Origin of the sequence: Vibrio sp. S457-15, from assembly GCF_000960545.1 — a bacterium.
Taxonomy (GTDB): Bacteria; Pseudomonadota; Gammaproteobacteria; order Enterobacterales; family Vibrionaceae; genus Vibrio; species Vibrio parahaemolyticus.
In genome coordinates this window covers 291,896-309,071 of the sequence record NZ_JYOQ01000177.1, presented here as the reverse complement: position 1 = coordinate 309,071, position 17,176 = coordinate 291,896, and the positions used below count along the sequence as shown (strand labels likewise).

General features: G+C 45.3%; 19 protein-coding genes. 10 read left to right on the top strand and 9 right to left on the bottom strand.

Annotated elements, in window-relative coordinates; all coding sequences use genetic code 11:
- Window positions 1-603, top strand: a complete 603-nt coding sequence (gene leuD / locus UF05_RS21140) for a 3-isopropylmalate dehydratase small subunit (RefSeq protein ID WP_025501710.1) — start codon at window positions 1-3, stop codon at window positions 601-603.
- Window positions 604-735: 132 nt separating this feature from the next.
- Complete coding sequence (locus UF05_RS21135) at window positions 736-1,518, top strand: DUF547 domain-containing protein (RefSeq protein ID WP_045544838.1); 783 nt, start codon at window positions 736-738, stop codon at window positions 1,516-1,518.
- A 109-nt stretch (window positions 1,519-1,627) separates the two neighbouring features.
- On the opposite strand, the gene djlA is transcribed toward UF05_RS21135, so the two are convergent.
- Window positions 1,628-2,482, bottom strand: coding sequence for a co-chaperone DjlA (gene djlA, locus UF05_RS21130; RefSeq protein WP_045544837.1), 855 nt, complete (start codon window positions 2,480-2,482; stop codon window positions 1,628-1,630).
- A gap of 267 nt (window positions 2,483-2,749) precedes the next feature.
- Here djlA and lptD point away from each other — a divergent pair, with 267 nt between their 5' ends.
- The 6 genes from lptD to apaH all read left to right on the top strand — a co-directional run bounded on the left by lptD (window position 2,750) and on the right by apaH (window position 9,503).
- Window positions 2,750-5,095: an LPS assembly protein LptD gene (lptD, locus tag UF05_RS21125; protein ID WP_005459627.1), complete on the top strand. Its 2,346-nt coding sequence runs from the start codon at window positions 2,750-2,752 to the stop codon at window positions 5,093-5,095.
- A gap of 61 nt (window positions 5,096-5,156) precedes the next feature.
- Entirely contained in the window at window positions 5,157-6,440 is a 1,284-nt protein-coding gene (gene surA, locus UF05_RS21120) for a peptidylprolyl isomerase SurA (protein ID WP_005459625.1), read from the top strand.
- The gene (gene pdxA, locus UF05_RS21115) at window positions 6,430-7,428 is read left to right on the top strand and encodes a 4-hydroxythreonine-4-phosphate dehydrogenase PdxA (protein ID WP_045544836.1); all 999 of its coding nucleotides are present in this window, start codon (window positions 6,430-6,432) and stop codon (window positions 7,426-7,428) included. The genes surA and pdxA overlap by 11 nt, the downstream gene beginning before the upstream one ends.
- Entirely contained in the window at window positions 7,425-8,234 is an 810-nt protein-coding gene (rsmA, locus tag UF05_RS21110; RefSeq protein WP_005459622.1) for a 16S rRNA (adenine(1518)-N(6)/adenine(1519)-N(6))-dimethyltransferase RsmA, read from the top strand. The genes pdxA and rsmA overlap by 4 nt, the downstream gene beginning before the upstream one ends.
- Window positions 8,235-8,299: 65 nt before the next feature.
- Entirely contained in the window at window positions 8,300-8,680 is a 381-nt protein-coding gene (apaG, locus tag UF05_RS21105; protein WP_045544835.1) for a Co2+/Mg2+ efflux protein ApaG, read from the top strand.
- Window positions 8,681-8,696: 16 nt separating this feature from the next.
- Entirely contained in the window at window positions 8,697-9,503 is an 807-nt protein-coding gene (gene apaH, locus UF05_RS21100; RefSeq protein ID WP_017449023.1) for a bis(5'-nucleosyl)-tetraphosphatase (symmetrical) ApaH, read from the top strand.
- Window positions 9,504-9,582: 79 nt separating this feature from the next.
- Here the strand turns inward: apaH and folA are convergent, their stop codons facing one another.
- The 6 genes from folA to rplU form a co-directional block, all read right to left on the bottom strand.
- Window positions 9,583-10,065 (bottom strand): type 3 dihydrofolate reductase, encoded by a 483-nt coding sequence (gene folA / locus UF05_RS21095; protein ID WP_005459612.1) that lies wholly within the window; start codon window positions 10,063-10,065, stop codon window positions 9,583-9,585.
- A gap of 9 nt (window positions 10,066-10,074) precedes the next feature.
- On the bottom strand, window positions 10,075-10,548 hold the full coding sequence (locus tag UF05_RS21090) for a threonine/serine exporter family protein (protein ID WP_005459611.1): 474 nt from the start codon (window positions 10,546-10,548) through the stop codon (window positions 10,075-10,077).
- Window positions 10,548-11,348, bottom strand: a complete 801-nt coding sequence (locus UF05_RS21085) for a threonine/serine exporter family protein (RefSeq protein ID WP_005459610.1) — start codon at window positions 11,346-11,348, stop codon at window positions 10,548-10,550. The genes UF05_RS21090 and UF05_RS21085 overlap by 1 nt, the downstream gene beginning before the upstream one ends.
- 192 nt (window positions 11,349-11,540) lie before the next feature.
- Window positions 11,541-12,713, bottom strand: a complete 1,173-nt coding sequence (gene cgtA / locus UF05_RS21080) for an Obg family GTPase CgtA (RefSeq protein ID WP_005489537.1) — start codon at window positions 12,711-12,713, stop codon at window positions 11,541-11,543.
- 210 nt (window positions 12,714-12,923) lie between these two features.
- Entirely contained in the window at window positions 12,924-13,181 is a 258-nt protein-coding gene (rpmA, locus tag UF05_RS21075) for a 50S ribosomal protein L27 (protein ID WP_005383095.1), read from the bottom strand.
- A 20-nt stretch (window positions 13,182-13,201) separates the two neighbouring features.
- Window positions 13,202-13,513 (bottom strand): 50S ribosomal protein L21, encoded by a 312-nt coding sequence (gene rplU, locus UF05_RS21070; RefSeq protein ID WP_005383096.1) that lies wholly within the window; start codon window positions 13,511-13,513, stop codon window positions 13,202-13,204.
- A 257-nt stretch (window positions 13,514-13,770) separates the two neighbouring features.
- Between rplU and ispB the strand changes: the two genes are divergently transcribed.
- Complete coding sequence (ispB, locus tag UF05_RS21065; protein WP_025627606.1) at window positions 13,771-14,742, top strand: octaprenyl diphosphate synthase; 972 nt, start codon at window positions 13,771-13,773, stop codon at window positions 14,740-14,742.
- A gap of 91 nt (window positions 14,743-14,833) precedes the next feature.
- On the opposite strand, the gene UF05_RS21060 is transcribed toward ispB, so the two are convergent.
- Both UF05_RS21060 and mdh read right to left on the bottom strand, forming a co-directional pair.
- Entirely contained in the window at window positions 14,834-15,025 is a 192-nt protein-coding gene (locus UF05_RS21060) for a hypothetical protein (RefSeq protein ID WP_005479653.1), read from the bottom strand.
- A 113-nt stretch (window positions 15,026-15,138) separates the two neighbouring features.
- On the bottom strand, window positions 15,139-16,074 hold the full coding sequence (mdh, locus tag UF05_RS21055; protein WP_005454639.1) for a malate dehydrogenase: 936 nt from the start codon (window positions 16,072-16,074) through the stop codon (window positions 15,139-15,141).
- 358 nt (window positions 16,075-16,432) lie between these two features.
- On the opposite strand from mdh, the gene argR reads away from it, so the two are divergent.
- Complete coding sequence (gene argR / locus UF05_RS21050) at window positions 16,433-16,903, top strand: transcriptional regulator ArgR (protein ID WP_005430583.1); 471 nt, start codon at window positions 16,433-16,435, stop codon at window positions 16,901-16,903.
- The last annotated feature ends 273 nt before the right edge of the window (window positions 16,904-17,176 follow it).

Genomic DNA, 17,176 nt, shown 5'->3' with positions numbered 1-17,176 from the left:
ATGTCAGGTTTTAAACAACATACTGGTTTGGTTGTGCCTCTAGATGCCGCCAACGTTGACACGGATGCCATCATTCCAAAACAGTTTTTACAAAAAGTTTCTCGCCTAGGTTTCGGTAAGCATCTTTTCCATGACTGGCGCTTCCTTGATGATGCAGGCGAGCAGCCAAACCCTGAGTTTGTAATGAACGCGCCACGTTACCAAGGCGCTTCTATCCTACTTGCGCGTGAAAACTTCGGCTGTGGCTCATCTCGTGAACACGCACCTTGGGCTTTGGCTGATTACGGCATTAAAGCGATGATCGCACCTAGTTTTGCGGACATTTTCTACGGTAACTCCATCAACAACCAAATGGTTCCGGTTCGTCTGACTGAGCAAGAAGTGGATGAACTGTTCCAATTCGTTGAAGCCAATGAAGGTGCGCAAATTGAAGTGGATCTGGAAGCCCTAAAGGTGCGCGCAAACGGCAAGGAGTATGACTTTGAAATCGACGAGTTCCGTCGTCACTGCCTGCTTAATGGCTTAGATAACATCGGTTTGACGCTTCAGCACGAAGACAAAATCGCTGAGTATGAAACCAATATCCCGAGCTTCCTGCGTTAAAACGCATCCTTGAATACACAAATAACAGGCTGACCATTGTCAGCCTGTTTTGTTTTTATGCGTAGATTAAAGAAAGAAAACAACAACTAGACGGGTCTACACTAACAATCAAGTCTCACTAAAGGTCTCTCTATGAAGCGTTTCTTATTGCTACTGTGTGCCCTATTCTCCTTTTCCGCTCTGGCCGCACCAAAAGCCGACTTATGGCCTTATTGGCAGCAGTCCAACGGGGTCAACCAAACCTCAATCTCTCATCTGGAGTGGCAACAGTTACTCGACAGCTATCTAGTTACCCGAGGTGACAACACTTTATTTCGTTACAACCAAGTTTCGTTCGCCGATAAAACAAAGTTAAAGCAGTACATTCAACGTCTTGCTAGTTTAAATCCATTGCAATACCGCCAAGCCGAACAATACGCGTATTGGGTAAATCTGTACAACGCGCTGACGGTTGACCTAATTTTGGATAACTACCCGATAACGTCGATCACCAAGTTAGGCGGGCTGTTTAGCTTTGGCCCATGGGATCAAGATGTCATCACCATTAACGGAAAAAGTCTGACCTTGAATGATATTGAGCACCGAATTTTACGACCAATCTGGCAAGACCCAAGAACGCACTACGCTGTCAATTGTGCAAGCCTAGGCTGCCCGAATCTTCAAACTCAAGCTTTTACCGCTGAGAATACTCAAGCCTTGCTAGAGAGTGCCGCAAAGACCTTTATCAACAGCAAAAAAGGCGTCTCTATTGAAGGCGACACGGCGAAAATATCTTCAATTTATGAGTGGTTTGCCGTTGATTTTGGTGGTGAGAAAGAGGTGTTTAACCACATCAGAAAGTACGCGCCACAATACAGCCGCTTTTCAGGTCGGGTGAAGTACGGCTACGATTGGAACTTGAACCAAGCCGACTGATTTATCCATCCTTGTTCAGCTTGACATGCTTTTAGCCACCGATAACCCAAAAGCTAAAAAGGGCACCAAGTGCCCTTTTTACTTTCTAGTTTGCTTGCTAGATTTTGGCTTACTTAAAGCCTTTAACCTTTTTAATTAAATCGTAAGCATTTTGAATTTCTTGCGATTTTTCTTTTGCGACGTTCATCATTTCTGGCGGTAAACCTTTGGCCATCAATTTATCAGGGTGATGCTCATTCATTAACTTACGGTAAGCTTGTTTAACGGTTTTACCGTCCGCCTCTGGTGACACATCCAAAATTTTGTACGCATCGGCCAATTGATCCGCCTGTGAGGCTTGCTGCCAACCTGACGACTGGTATTGACCTTGTTGCTGGCCATGGAAACCACCTTGATGTTGGAAACGGAACGCCGCTTCTTGCATTTGTAGGCGACGCTCTAGTTGCTCAGAGGAGAAACCTAAACCACGAGCAATTTTGTGCAACACATTACGTTCGCTTGGATGGATAGCTCCATCAGCAAAGGCCGCGGAAATTTGCAGTTCAAGGAAGAATTGCAGCAAATCAAAACGGCCAGCGGTCGAGATTTTTACACGCACCAGCACATCTTCTAATGGGAAATCACTCTCTTTCCCTTCGCGGAACGCATCTTGCGCCGCACGGCGTTGTTCGCCATGCAAATTCATACGATCCATCATGGCAGTCGCAAGTTGGATCTCTTCTTTAGTGACCTGACCTTTGGCTTTTGCCACATGTCCCATTACTGCAAACGCCGCTTTAAAGAATTCTTCCTGACGCTGTGCCTGACTCGGTCCTTTTCCAAAGCCACCTGTAGAGAACCCAGCTTGACTTAAACGTCGGGCTTTATCGAATTGGTGACCAATAAATAAACCAAACAGCAAACCGAATGGACCACCCAGTAACAAGCCAAAAAAGGCACCCAGAATTTTGCCAAAAATATGCATTATGTGTTCTCTATCAATGAATTTTTATCGACGACGACGGTCTTATAGTGCCGGATGGAACGATTTCCTTTATGATAATGGAATTAGTTTTATTTCGGCTAGGCCATTTCGCCTGCTTATCTTTGCAGCTATTTTTGTCGTCATTATGCCATAGCAAATCAATACGCTGGGACAATTGCGACTATAGTTGATTCATTTGGCTATGACGCTAGGGTACAACAAGCCCTATAGCCATCGAGTAGTAGTGACACAGGAAAGTTCAATTCAATGCAACATTTCTCCCGCACATTTATAGCGGCCTCTATCAGCACCGCCTTGTTTGTACCCACCACTCAAGCTGAAGCGAATATAAATGATAGTGTGCAGGAAATGCCCGCCACAGATCAATGTTTGGTCGAAACAAGTGGCGAGGAGGACGCTCTTAATACCCCAGTAGTGGTAGAAGCGGACAACCTGCAAGCCATTAATGGTGACAAAGCACAATACTCTGGAAACGTCCAAGTAACGCAAGGTCCGAAGAAAATCACCGCAGATAGCGTAACCCTGCACCAACAAGACAACGTGGTGGTGGCAGAAGGCAACGTGACCTTCAATGACGGACAAGTTAAAGCCCGTTCAGATCGTGTTACCAACGACATCAACCAAGATACCTTCTCGCTTGAAAACACCGAATACCAATTTCTTTGCCAACAAGGTCGTGGTACTGCTGCTTACATTGCGCGTACAGGTCAGTCTGTCTATGAACTAGAAGATGGCTCAATCACATCATGTCCGGAAGGCGATAATTCATGGCGTTTGGTTGCGTCTGGTATTGACGTAGACCAAGACGAAGAGACCGCCACGCTGCACCACCCTCGTTTTGAGATCATGGATGTGCCCGTGTTTTACGTGCCATACATGACTATGCCTATTGGTAATACGCGTAAAACCGGTTTCCTATTCCCTTCTCTTTCTTACGGTTCTAGTGACGGTATGGAAGTGGAAGTGCCATTTTACTGGAACATCGCACCTCAATACGACATGACACTCACTGCACTCTACATGCAGCAACGTGGCACCAAACTCGACACCGATTTCCGTTACCTAACCGATGGTTGGGGTGAAGGTAAACTGAAAGGCGAATACCTCAACAGCGATAAAAAATATCAAGATGATTCTCGCTGGGGTTACCAAGTTAAGCACGATGGTATTATCAATAAACAGTGGATTGTTAAAGTTGATTACTCACAAGTCAGTGACATTGATTACTTCCTAGATTTGGACTCTGACATCGGTAACCGTGAAGACGGCCAGTTAGTCCAAGAAGGACATGTGCAGTACCGTTCAGATTTCTGGGATGCGTCTTTAACCGTTCGAGATTTCCAAATCCTCTTGAAAGAAGAAAACCGTCCATATCGTTTGCTTCCTCAATTAGATTTGAACTACTACACGCCGTTGTGGGGTGATCACCTTAACTTCGACGTAAAAAGCCAAGTCAGCCGTTTTGACACTAGTGATACCGCTCGACCAAATGCGACTCGCGTTCACATAGAGCCGGGATTAACCATGCCGCTGTCAAACTCTTGGGCCACTTGGACAACGGAAGCGCGCGTACTTTCCACTTACTACTCTCAAGACCTTACTGGCTTGACAGACGTGGACTTGAAAAACCAGCTTGATGAACAAGTTTCTCGTGTTATTCCTGAGTTTCGTACCCATGCTCAGATTTACTTAGAGCGTGACACCAGTTGGATCAAAGGCTACACACAAACGCTAGAACCACAGCTTCAGTACCTATACGTACCAGAAGAAGATCAAACCAACATCTACAACTACGATACAACGCTGCTGCAAACTGACTACTACGGTCTATTCCGCAGTCGTAAGTACAGTGGTATTGATAAGATCGCATCGGCTAACCAGCTGAGCTACGGTGCAAGTACGCGCTTCTTTGATGATGACTACAAAGAACGTTTGAACGTGTCGTTTGGTCAGATCTACTACTTCGATAAGAAGACGAAAATCAGCAATAGCCCGAACATTCCAGACGAGACAACCAACTACTCTTCATGGGCAGTTGAAGCTGATTTCAACTACAACGACTACCTGTTCTATCACGGTGGCGTTCAGTACGACATCGACTTAAGCTCAATGCAGCTTGCCAACAGTACGTTGGAATATCAGTTTAACGGCGGCTTTATTCAAGGTAACTACCGCTATGTCACTCGCGAATACATCGAAGATACGATCATTCTCGAAAACCTCGACACTATTACTCGTAAAGGTATTTCACAAGCAGGTATCGTAGCGGCATACGAGTTCAACCGTAACTGGTCTGCAAGCGGTCAGTACTACTATGACCTAAATGAAAATACCGATATGGAATGGCTAGCAAGCCTGCGTTACCAATCTGATTGTTGGTACATTGGTTTGACATACTCTAACCAATTACTCGGTTGGGAAAATCAAGCCATCGGCAGTACGGGCTCCTCTCCTGAATACGAAAACAACTTTAGTGTTAACTTCGGTATTCAAGGCTTTGCGACAAATCAAAGCACCGGTACAGCAGTCAAAGAACTGGATGGTTCCGACAACGCGATTAAATACGGTCGCCCATTCTATTTGAACAATTAATCGAATTAAGCGTCTTACTCTAAATAAGACGCTTCTTCAAAAAATACTGACGGAATTTTAAATGAAAATTTGGAAATCAATCTTATTCACGACCCTACTCTCTTGTGGAGCAGTAGCAGCACCGGTAGAGCTTGATAAGGTTGCTGTCATCGTTAACGACGGTGTCATTCTACAAAGCGACATCAATACTGCGATGAAAACCCTACAAGCCAATGCTCGTCAAAGCGGAAAAAGTCTACCTTCGGCAAGCGTGCTCAAAGAGCAAGTGGTAGAAAAACTGATCATCGATACGCTACAAGGCCAAGAAGCTGACCGCATTGGTGTACGCATCGACGATAACCGTCTAAACCAAGCCATTGCAGAAATCGCACGCAACAATAACCAAAGCGTGGAAGAACTGGCAGCATCAGTGCAAGCAGAAGGCCTAAGCTACCCAGAGTTCCGCGAGCAAATCCGTAAAGAAATTGCAGCGTCAGAAGCTCGTAATGCGCTAGTTCGTCGCCGAATCAATATCCTTCCAGCAGAAGTTGATAGCCTTGCAGACCAGCTAGCTAAAGAAACCAACGCAACCGTGCAATACAAAATCGGTCATATCCAACTGCGTTTCACCGACGGTCAAGATAAATCAGAAGTAGAAGCACAAGCGAAAGCCCTGGTTAAAAAACTCAATGACGGCGCAGACTTCACCGAAATGGCTTACACCTACTCTAAAGGTCCGAAAGCTCTCCAAGGTGGTGATTGGGGTTGGATGCGTAAAGAAGAAATGCCAACCATCTTTGCTGATCAAATCAAGATGCAGAACAAAGGCAGCATCATTGGTCCATTCCGTAGTGGCGTTGGTTTCCACATCCTAAAAATTGAAGATGTGAAGGGTCTAGAAACCGTTGCGGTGACGGAAGTTAACGCTCGCCATATTCTGATCAAACCAACCGTGATTCTTAGTGATGAAGGCGCTAAAAAGCAGTTGAATGAATTCGTTCGTCGCATCAAAGCTGGCGAAGCGACCTTTGCTCAATTGGCCTCACAATACAGCCAAGACCCAGGCTCTGCGGCTCAAGATGGTGAACTTGGTTACCAAACACCGGATCTTTATGTTCCTGAATTTAAACACCAAGTTGAAACGCTACCAGTTGGCTCAATCAGTGAACCATTCAAAACGGTTCATGGCTGGCACATTGTTGAAGTGTTAGACCGACGCCAAGTCGACCGCACAGATTCAGCAATGAAGAATAAAGCTTACCGCATTCTATTCAATCGTAAGTTTAATGAAGAAGCAGGCGCATGGATGCAAGAGCTGCGTGCAAGTGCGTTTGTTGAAATCGTGGATGACAACAATGACAACTAATTCAATTCGCAGAATTGTCGTAACCGCAGGGGAACCTGCGGGCATCGGCCCTGACTTAGTGCTGGCTCTATCAAAAGAAGATTGGGCACACCAGATTGTCGTCTACGCAGATAAAAACATGTTGCAGGAACGTGCCAAAATGCTTGGCATTGATGTCCAACTCTTTGATTACAATCCTGAAGAAGCACCTAAGGCGCAAAAAGCGGGCACACTTATCGTTGACCACGTTGAAATTTCGGAAAACGCGATTGCTGGTCAACTTAATGAAGCCAACGGCCACTACGTATTAAAAACGCTAGAAAGAGCCGCTTTGGGCTGTATGAATGATGAATTTGATGCTATTGTCACCGGCCCTGTTCACAAGGGGGTGATCAATCGCGCAGGTGTTGCATTCAGTGGTCATACTGAATTCTTTGCCGAGAAATCAAATACACCGTTAGTGGTGATGATGTTGGCAACAGAAGGACTGCGTGTCGCATTGGTTACCACACATATTCCATTGGCGTATGTGTCAAAAGCGGTCACCGAAGAGCGACTAGAGAAGATCATCGATATTCTTCATAAAGACCTCGTAGAAAAATTTGCCATCGCAGAGCCAAACATCTATGTTTGCGGGCTTAATCCTCATGCAGGTGAAGATGGCTGTTTAGGTCGTGAAGAGATCGAAACCATCACTCCGACACTGGAAAAGATTCAAAAAGAAAAAGGTATCAAGCTGATCGGCCCACTGCCGGCAGATACCATTTTCAATGAAAAATATTTAAACGATGCAGATGCTGTTTTAGGCATGTACCACGACCAAGTATTGCCAGTATTAAAATACAAAGGCTTTGGACGTTCAGTAAACATTACTCTTGGTCTACCTTTTATTAGAACCTCGGTAGATCACGGTACTGCATTAGAACTGGCAGGGACAGGTCAAGCGGATACAGGGAGCTTCCGAACAGCGCTCACGCATGCGATAGAATTGGTAGAGAAGAAACAATGAGAAATGATGTCCATTTAGGACACAAAGCGCGTAAACGTTTTGGTCAAAACTTCCTGAACGATCCATACATTATTGATGGCATCGTATCAGCAATTAACCCAAAGCCAGGTCAGAATCTGGTTGAGATCGGCCCGGGTCTTGGTGCAATCACAGAACCCGTTGGTCGTGAAGTTGATAAGTTCACCGTCATCGAACTGGACCGTGACTTAGCCGAGCGTTTACGTAACCACCCTGATTTAGCAGACAAACTAACGATTCATGAAGGCGACGCCATGCGCTTTGACTTCACTCAGTTAGTGAAGCCAAACAACAAGCTGCGTATCTTCGGTAACTTGCCGTACAACATCTCTACACCTTTGATGTTCCACCTATTTGAATTCCATAAAGACATTCAAGACATGCACTTTATGCTTCAAAAAGAAGTGGTGAATCGCTTGGCAGCAGGCCCGGGTAGTAAAGCTTACGGTCGTCTAACGGTAATGGCGCAGTACTACTGTAAAGTTGTACCTGTACTAGAAGTGCCACCAACCGCATTTGTTCCGCCACCGAAAGTAGACTCCGCTGTTGTTCGCCTAGTACCTTATGAAGAGCTACCATGCCCAGCGAAAGATCTACGTTTACTCGATCGCGTTTGTCGTGAAGGCTTTAACCAACGCCGTAAAACCGTGCGTAACTGCTACAAATCTCTGTTGAGCGCAGAAGTTCTGGAAGAGCTAGGTGTAAACCCAAGCATGCGTCCAGAAAACCTAACGCTACAACAATTCGTCGCGATGGCGAACTGGCTAGCGGACAACCCGCAGCACTAATAACTCAAACAATAAGCCAAACCCTTGCCAGTTTGGCTTATTATTAAGTTTATCAAGGAGTGCACATGGACGTCATTCAACCCTGCATCAAGATTCAAGTTCACACCAAATACGTCGAAGAGCAATCCAATCCAGAGCTACAACGCTTTGTTTTCGCCTACGTCATTACCATTAAAAACCTCAGCCAGCAGACAGTGCAGCTCATAAGTCGCCGATGGTTGATTACCGATTCCAACGGTAAACAAATGACGGTAGAGGGAGAAGGTGTTGTTGGGCAGCAGCCGTTTATTCCAAGCAACGATGAATACACTTACAGCAGTGGTACCGCGTTAGAAACGCCTGTTGGTGTCATGCAAGGACACTACAAAATGCTGGATGAAAAAGGCCAGGAATTCATCACTGAAATTGAGCCATTTCGTTTAGCGATTCCGAACGTTTTAAATTAATAAGATTGGAGATTCAGTGGCTACCTATATCGTTGGTGACATCCAAGGCTGTTTTGACGAACTACAGCAGCTACTCAAGCGCGTCAACTTTTCCACTCAACATGACCAACTTTGGCTCGCAGGAGATTTGGTGGCTCGCGGCCCAAAATCACTCGAAACACTGCGCTTCGTAAAGTCACTCGGTGACAGCGCAAAAGTCGTACTCGGCAATCATGACTTACATTTACTGGCAGTATCTTACGGCCTGAAAAAGCGAAAAGACAAAGATAAAACGACCCCAATTTTCCTCGCTAAAGACCGCGAAGAACTGCTCTCTTGGCTAGCTAAACAACCTCTTCTGGCAGAGCACGACGAGTTTGTGATGTGTCATGCGGGTATCTCACCGCAATGGGATTTAGAAACAGCCAGACAATGCGCTCGCGAAGTAGAACATATTATCCAAGGCGAAGAGTTGCCGTGGTTGCTAAAAAACATGTACAGCAACTTACCAGATCTTTGGGATGACTCACTGGAAGGTCTGGATCGCTATCGCTATATCATCAATGCCTTTACAAGAATGCGTTTCTGCTTTTCTGATGGTCGTTTAGATATGGACTGCAAACTGCCTCCGCAAGAAGTCACAGGTGACCAATTGGTACCTTGGTTTGAACTGCCGCACCGCATACCGTTAGAAAAAACAGTGTTATTCGGCCACTGGGCAGCATTGCAGGGCTATATCGATGAAAAAGTCATTGGACTCGATACAGGTTGTGTCTGGGGTGGTTCGCTGACGATGATCCGTTGGGAAGACAAACAACTCTTTACCCAAGACGCTCTCGATTAATCACTAGATCGTTACTCCGAAAACAAAAAGCACCGTGTTTACGGTGCTTTTTCTATTCTGCTTCGAGAGACTTTTCTAACTATTGCTTTTCTAAAATAGTAAAACGCATGTTGTAAGCGTTTTTCTCATCCGCTTGGTACGTTTCAGAATATGTCTCTTTGAACTCATTACCCCAGTCTGGGAACTGTGTGTCACCTTCAACTACAGCATCAATATGTGTAACGTACAGTTTATTTGCCATCGCTAAACAAGAAGCATAGATAGCACCACCACCAATGATCATTACTTCTTCAACATCACCCGCAGCCTCTAACGCTTTTTCAACTGAAGTCACCGTCGTAACGCCTTCAATACTCAATGATTCATCTCGGCTAATGACAATATTCAAACGTCCTGGCAAAGGGCGACCAATTGAATCGTAAGTCTTTCTTCCCATTACGACGGGCTTCCCCATCGTACAACGTTTAAACCAAGCAAAATCCGCAGGAAGATGCCAAGGCATTTGATTATCTTTGCCAATAACGCGGTTGTCTGCCATCGCGGCAATCATACTAATGATCATGTCGGGTCCTTATACTATCGGTCTGCGGCGGTAGAATAACAGCCCAGGAACAGCGAGGCCAACTGCTAGACCAGCAATAATAAACATGGCTTTAAGAAAATTCTCCATGCAGGTCGCAATTAACTCTGGCGAGTAACCCAAATGGTTAATCTCCACCATCGCAATCATCGCTTTGTAAGCAAAAACGCCCGGAACCATAGGTATCAATGCAGCGACAGTAAACACTTTTGGATGAGCCAAAAAGCGGTGAGACCAATGAACCCCTATCATGCCAACCAAGGTGGCAGCGAAGAAGGTCGCCCACTCAATCGGTACTCCAAACTGCATCATCAAGTAACGACTTCCGTGACCAATCGCACCACCTACCGCGCAATAGATCAAAGCTCGCTGTGGCACATTAAACACCAACGCAAAGCCGACTGCAGGGATGGCTGCAAAAAACATGTCATTGAGCAAACCGAGCGTTAAATCAAAAATATTCATTAAATTGCCCACCCCCAAATACCAGTTACACTCATTGCCGCCACAATGCCCAAACACGTTGCTAACGTCAGCAAACTGGCCATTACAAACCGAGCAATACCCATGTTAATGTGACCTTTTAGCATGTCTGCTACCGAATTAATCAGTGGAAAACCAGGCACCAACATCAATACCGACGATGCCATCGCTACGGTTGGTAAATTACCAATTTGATAAATTTCAGCTTGAGCAGAAATCAACGTGGTTACAAATGCGGTAGCAGCAAAGTTAAGTAATGGATTGAAGTGACGATGGCCAATCTCTTGGCGCACGATCATGCCACCAGCCGAGGCCAAGAAGGTCATAATAAATACGCCCCAATCGCCACCCGCTAAATGGCTGAATGCCGCGCATGATAAGCCAATCATAAGCACCACTAGCCAGCGGTTGTACCGTTCTGGGCTGATGGTATTCAGTTTTTTCTGCGCCATGGCAGCATCGAGTAACCCGCGCTCCATCATGATACAGATACGTTGAATTTGCGTAATAACGCGCATGTTGATGCCACGATCGGCACAGCTTCGAGTAGTTGTGATGCAATGTCCATCCATTACGGTCGTGACAACCAAGGCATTGGCTGAGAGGGCTACAGCCACTTCATGCACGCCACAAGCTAAGCCAATACGACGCATGATATCGCACACAAGTGTACTTTCTGCGCCATGGGCCAACAGCATTTGTCCGGCTTGAGCGACAAGTCGAGAAATGGAGCGTTGGTTAGATACCGTCAACTCTCCAGACGGTATGGTTTCTAGATTCATAGATAGGTCTAAGTCCTTTTAGGGTGTTGCTTACTCTCACGTGAAGGAGGCCAAACAGTCCCGAATTATCACGCGAAGCCACTATTGTGCCGCAAATCACATCATCTAAATATGATTTAGATACAAAAAAAGCCGCAATAGATTTTGCGGCTTTATTAAATTTTCTAGCAAGACATCGCTTGGAGAGAACAATTAGTCACGAACGTAGACAACGTGACCGTCATCTTCTTCGTCATCCCAATCATCCCAGTCGTCGTCATCTTCAGTAACAACGTCTTTTCCTGCCATTGCATCTTTATGGTAATCATCCCACATGAAGTTAACTTTATCTTCTTCAGCCACTTCTTCCTCTTCGCGAGGTAGGTTTTCCATAAAGTCAGCAAGTTTGTAGCAAAGCTCTTTTGTGCCAGAACGGTTGATCGCAGAGATCTTGAAGTACTCGTCTTCCCAACCTAGCGCATCCAAGATCTCTTGGATCTTTTCATTCGCTTCTTCTTCAGGCATCAGATCAACTTTGTTGAACACCAACCAGCGAGGTTTGCTTGCCAGTTTTTCACTGTATTGCTCTAGCTCATCAATGATGGTTAGTGCATTTTGTACAGGATCAGACTGATCAATCGGCATGATATCAATCATGTGCAGCAACACTCGGCAACGTTCTAGGTGTTTCAAGAAACGAATACCTAAACCCGCACCATCAGCAGCCCCTTCGATAAGCCCCGGGATGTCAGCAACCACAAAGCTCTTTTCAGGAACAACACTCACCACACCCAAGCTTGGGATTAACGTGGTAAACGGGTAGTCTGCTACTTTTGGTTTTGCCGCTGATACCGCGCGAATAAACGTCGATTTACCTGCGTTTGGCAAGCCAAGCATACCAACGTCCGCCAACAGCAGTAGCTCAAGACGGATTTCACGAATTTCACCTTTCGTACCTAGCGTTCTTTGACGAGGCGCTCGGTTTACTGAAGATTTGAAACGCGTGTTACCAAGACCGTGCCAGCCGCCTTTCGCGACCATCACTTTCTTACCGTGCTCAGCAACTTCTGCCACAATTTCGTTAGTGTGGATATCTACTGCGCGAGTACCCACTGGTACGCGAAGAACGATGTCTTTACCACGTTTACCAGTACAGTTACCACCGCGACCGTTTTCACCACGCTCCGCTTCGTAGAAGCGTTGGAAACGGTAATCAATTAGGGTATTTAGGTTTTCATCAGCTTGGATGTAAACATCACCGCCGTCACCACCATCACCGCCGTCAGGGCCACCTTTAGTGATGAATTTTTCACGCCAGAAACTGACAACGCCGCTACCGCCATCACCAGCCTGAACTTTTACTACCGCTTCATCTACGAACTTCATCTTTTACTCCGACTACTTCGTGCGTGGATTAAATCTACTGTGTCATCCGACAATTTTAGCAGATGACAGATCTAAGCTCCCAGATTCAAATCGCCTCGGATTCTCACGAGAAACTTCGATATGTCGACTGCCATAAATAAAAAACCCCGCCGATTCGGCAGGGCTTTTGAATTCAGCTTAAAGCTATTAAGTAACTTGGTAAAAACCTAATTACTCAGCTTCGATGCTTACAAACTTACGGTTCTTAGGACCTTTCACTTCGAACTTCACTTTACCTTCAGTAAGAGCGAATAGAGTGTGGTCTTTACCGATACCTACGTTGTTACCAGCGTGGAACTTAGTACCACGTTGACGAACGATGATGTTACCTGCAAGTACAGATTCACCACCGAAACGCTTAACACCTAGACGTTTGCTTTCTGAATCGCGGCCGTTACGAGTAGAACCACCAGCTTTTTTGTGTGCCATTGTTAAACTCTCCTAATAGATTAAGCGTTGATACCAGTGATCTTCACTTCAGTGAACCACTGACGGTGACCCTGTTGCTTACGAGAGTGCTTACGACGACGGAACTTAACGATTTTAACTTTATCGCCACGACCGTGTTGTACAACTTCAGCAACAATTTTGCCGCCCTCTACAAGAGGAGCACCAACTTTGATGTCTTCGCCGTTAGCAACAAGAAGAACTTTATCAAATTCTACAGTTGCACCAGTTTCAACGTCTAATTTCTCTAAACGAAGAGTTTGACCTTCGCTTACACGGTGTTGTTTACCACCAGATTGGAAAACAGCGTACATATTTTACTCCGCTTTTTCCGCACAGCCTTTTCATGAGGGTGTGCGCTAAACTAATCATCAATAGGGCGCAGATTCTACAGAAGAGATGCCCCTATGACAAGCCATATTTTGAAAAAATTGGCGAAAAGCTAATCGCCAAAGAAAAGTGCGGCAATCATGCCCTTTAGTAATGTATTAATCAACGTTTTTTAGTGTATTATTCGACAATTATATAAATCGAATAAGCCTTGCAGGGTCTAACTTCAGCCGGATATACGATGGATTTTAAAACTATCCAAGCGCTTACTGCCGATGACATGGCAAAAGTGAATGAAACAATTCAAGCCCAACTAAATTCTGATGTCTCTTTAATCAACCAGCTCGGTTTCTATATCGTGAGTGGTGGAGGCAAACGTCTACGACCGTTACTGGCAATATTGTCAGCACGTGCATTGGGGTACCAAGGCACTGGCCATACGATGGCAGCGGCGTTTATCGAGTTCATCCACACAGCGACTTTGCTGCACGATGATGTCGTGGACGAATCAGACATGCGCCGTGGAAAAGCGACAGCGAATGCTGCGTTTGGTAATGCCGCGAGCGTACTTGTTGGGGACTTTATTTACACTCGCTCATTTCAGATGATGACTGAGCTAGGATCCATGAAGATCCTTCAACTAATGAGTAATGCAGTAAATGTGATCGCCGAAGGTGAAGTTCAACAGTTGATGAACTGTAACGATCCTGACACGACCGAAGAAAGCTACATGCAAGTCATCTACTCAAAGACTGCACGCTTGTTCGAGTCTGCAACGCAAATTGGCGCGATCTTAAATGATGCTCCAGAGCACGTTGAATTGGCTCTGCAGAATTATGGTAAATACCTAGGCACTGCATTCCAGCTTATTGATGATGTGATGGACTACACATCCGATGGCGAAGACATGGGCAAAAACGTTGGTGATGATTTGGCTGAAGGAAAACCGACTCTGCCTCTGTTGCATGCAATGCGTAATACGACGCCAGAAAATGCGCTGATGATTCGCGAAGCGATTGAAAAAGCCAATGGCATGGAACGCTTAGATGAAATCCTAACCGTTATGAAAGAGGCTGGTTCGTTAGAATACACTACGCAGAAAGCGTTAGAAGAAGCAGATAAGGCGATCGCTGAACTGGAAGTACTACCAGAATCAGAATACAAAGAAGCGCTTATCACGCTGGCTCATGTTGCGGTAAAACGCACCCGCTAGCACCATCAGACCCTTTAGCAAGAAACACAAAAGGAAGAGCATTTCGCTCTTCCTTTTTCGTCTCAGCTCTAGACAATTTCAACGACTCTGACTAATAGTATCGTTCGCTTCCACCGTGCAGCTGTGGATCGTCCTCTATCTCATCAAAACTCACTGCTATCTGTTGATCTGAGCCTTGCTTGGATAACAAAACGGTCTCTGCTTCACGGTCGACAACCAAAATCGTACCGACGCCTTCTTGGCACTCAACAACCATGCCTTTTCGGATTCGACTTGCTTCCATCATCTTCTCCTTAACAATGTTGTTTTGGTTCGCTTGTGATACGTAATTCAGAGCAAAAAGATCAAAAAAGCCGATCCTAAGCTCGGCTTTCTTCTTAATTCGCGTTATAGAGATTATTTAGCGAATTCAACACCAATGTTGATGTCGCCATTTAGCGTTTCTAGCATTCCATCTAGTGCCGCTTTTTCGAAGTCGCTCAATTCGCCGTAGCTTAGTACTTCTTCTACGCCTTCTTTGCCCAGCTTCACAGGTTGTGCAAAGTAAGGTGCGTGCTCGCTGTCACCTTCAACGTAAGCACACTCAACAACGCCTTCTTCACCTTGAAGAGCTCTTACAAGTGCTAGACCGAAACGACAAGCCGCTTGGCCCATAGAAAGTGTCGCACTACCGCCACCCGCTTTTGCTTCAACAACTTCTGTGCCTGCGTTTTGAATACGCTTAGTCAGAGCTTCTACTTCTTCAGCTGTAAACTCCACACCTTCTACTTGAGAAAGAAGAGGAAGAATTGTCACGCCAGAGTGACCACCGATAACTGGTACACGGATATCGCTAGGATCTTTGCCTTTTAGCTCAGCAACAAACGTTTCTGAACGGATCACGTCTAGTGTGGTAATACCGAATAGGCGACGCTTGTCGTAAACGCCCGCTTTCTTCAGAACTTCAGCAGCGATTGGCACTGTTGTGTTCACTGGGTTAGTGATGATACCTACACATGCTTTAGGACAAACAACCGCAATCTTTTCAGCGAGTGATTTCACAATACCAGCGTTTACATTGAACAGATCCGCACGATCCATGCCCGGCTTACGAGCAACACCCGCAGAGATAAGAACTACATCTGCACCTTCTAGCGCAGGAGTTGGATCTTCACCAGCGTAACCTTTGATCGATACTGGTGTAGGGATGTGGCTAAGATCTGCTGCTACGCCAGGCGTAACTGGAGCAATATCGTATAGGGCTAAATCAGAACCAGCAGGAAGACGGTTCTTAAGCAGAAGGGCAAGGGCTTGACCGATGCCACCAGCGGCACCAATAACGGCTACTTTCATGTAGTTCTCCTTGAGAGTATTTCTCTTATAAACGTATTCGTAGGGTAGTTTGTAACCAACTGAAATAAGCTATCGGAATCACAACTTGATTACAATCAATTAACGCCAGCTTTGCGACCTCGCGCAACTCGCTGTTGTCGTGCTACAAATGAAGGTTGGATTATTCTTTTATTCTGTTGAAATGACAAGAAATTCAATAGGACAAAACGAGACTGGTTGAATAATCTTAAAGAATCCTGTTCTGTTTATGGTTTACAGTGATGCAACTAACAGAATGCCGGGACTTTTTGGCACTGCATGAATATATATGCGAGAATATGCAAAATTGCTGACACGTACTAAGAGAATCATAATGACTATGCGCAATTCAGAGAAACAAGATAACCTAGTCCGCGCCTTTAAAGCCCTGCTAAAAGAAGAGAGCTTTGGCTCACAGGGTGAAATTGTTGACGCACTCAAGCAGCAAGGCTTTGAAAGCATTAACCAATCTAAAGTTTCACGTATGCTGACCAAGTTTGGTGCTGTTCGTACTCGTAACGCAAAAATGGAAATGGTGTACTGCCTACCGGCTGAGCTGGGCGTACCAACAGTAAGCAGCTCTCTACGTGAACTGGTTTTAGACATCGATCACAATGCGGCATTGGTTGTCATTCACACAGGTCCTGGCGCAGCACAGCTTATTGCTCGCCTACTCGACTCGTTAGGTAAATCCGAGGGTATTCTTGGCGTAGTAGCGGGTGACGATACCATTTTTATTACCCCTACAATGCCAGTATCAACTGAACAATTGTTCAAGTCTGTATGTGAGCTATTCGAGTACACAGGCTGAGACCGACGAACATTGGTTTAAGTAACTCTTTGTGGGCTATGAAAGAAGTACTATTTTGTAGCCCATTATTTATGTAAACAAATTGCTTCATGCGACTACTTTTCACTCACCACTTTTGTGATTAATATCACGCAATTGATCTTTTTCACCATCTTGCCTTATTCACACCTAACTAACTGTTATAAAAAGAATTAAATCAAAGATCAATCACCATACCCTGTCGCAAGCTTTAGACTTATTCGCTATAACATTTAACATTCGGATAATTTTCTG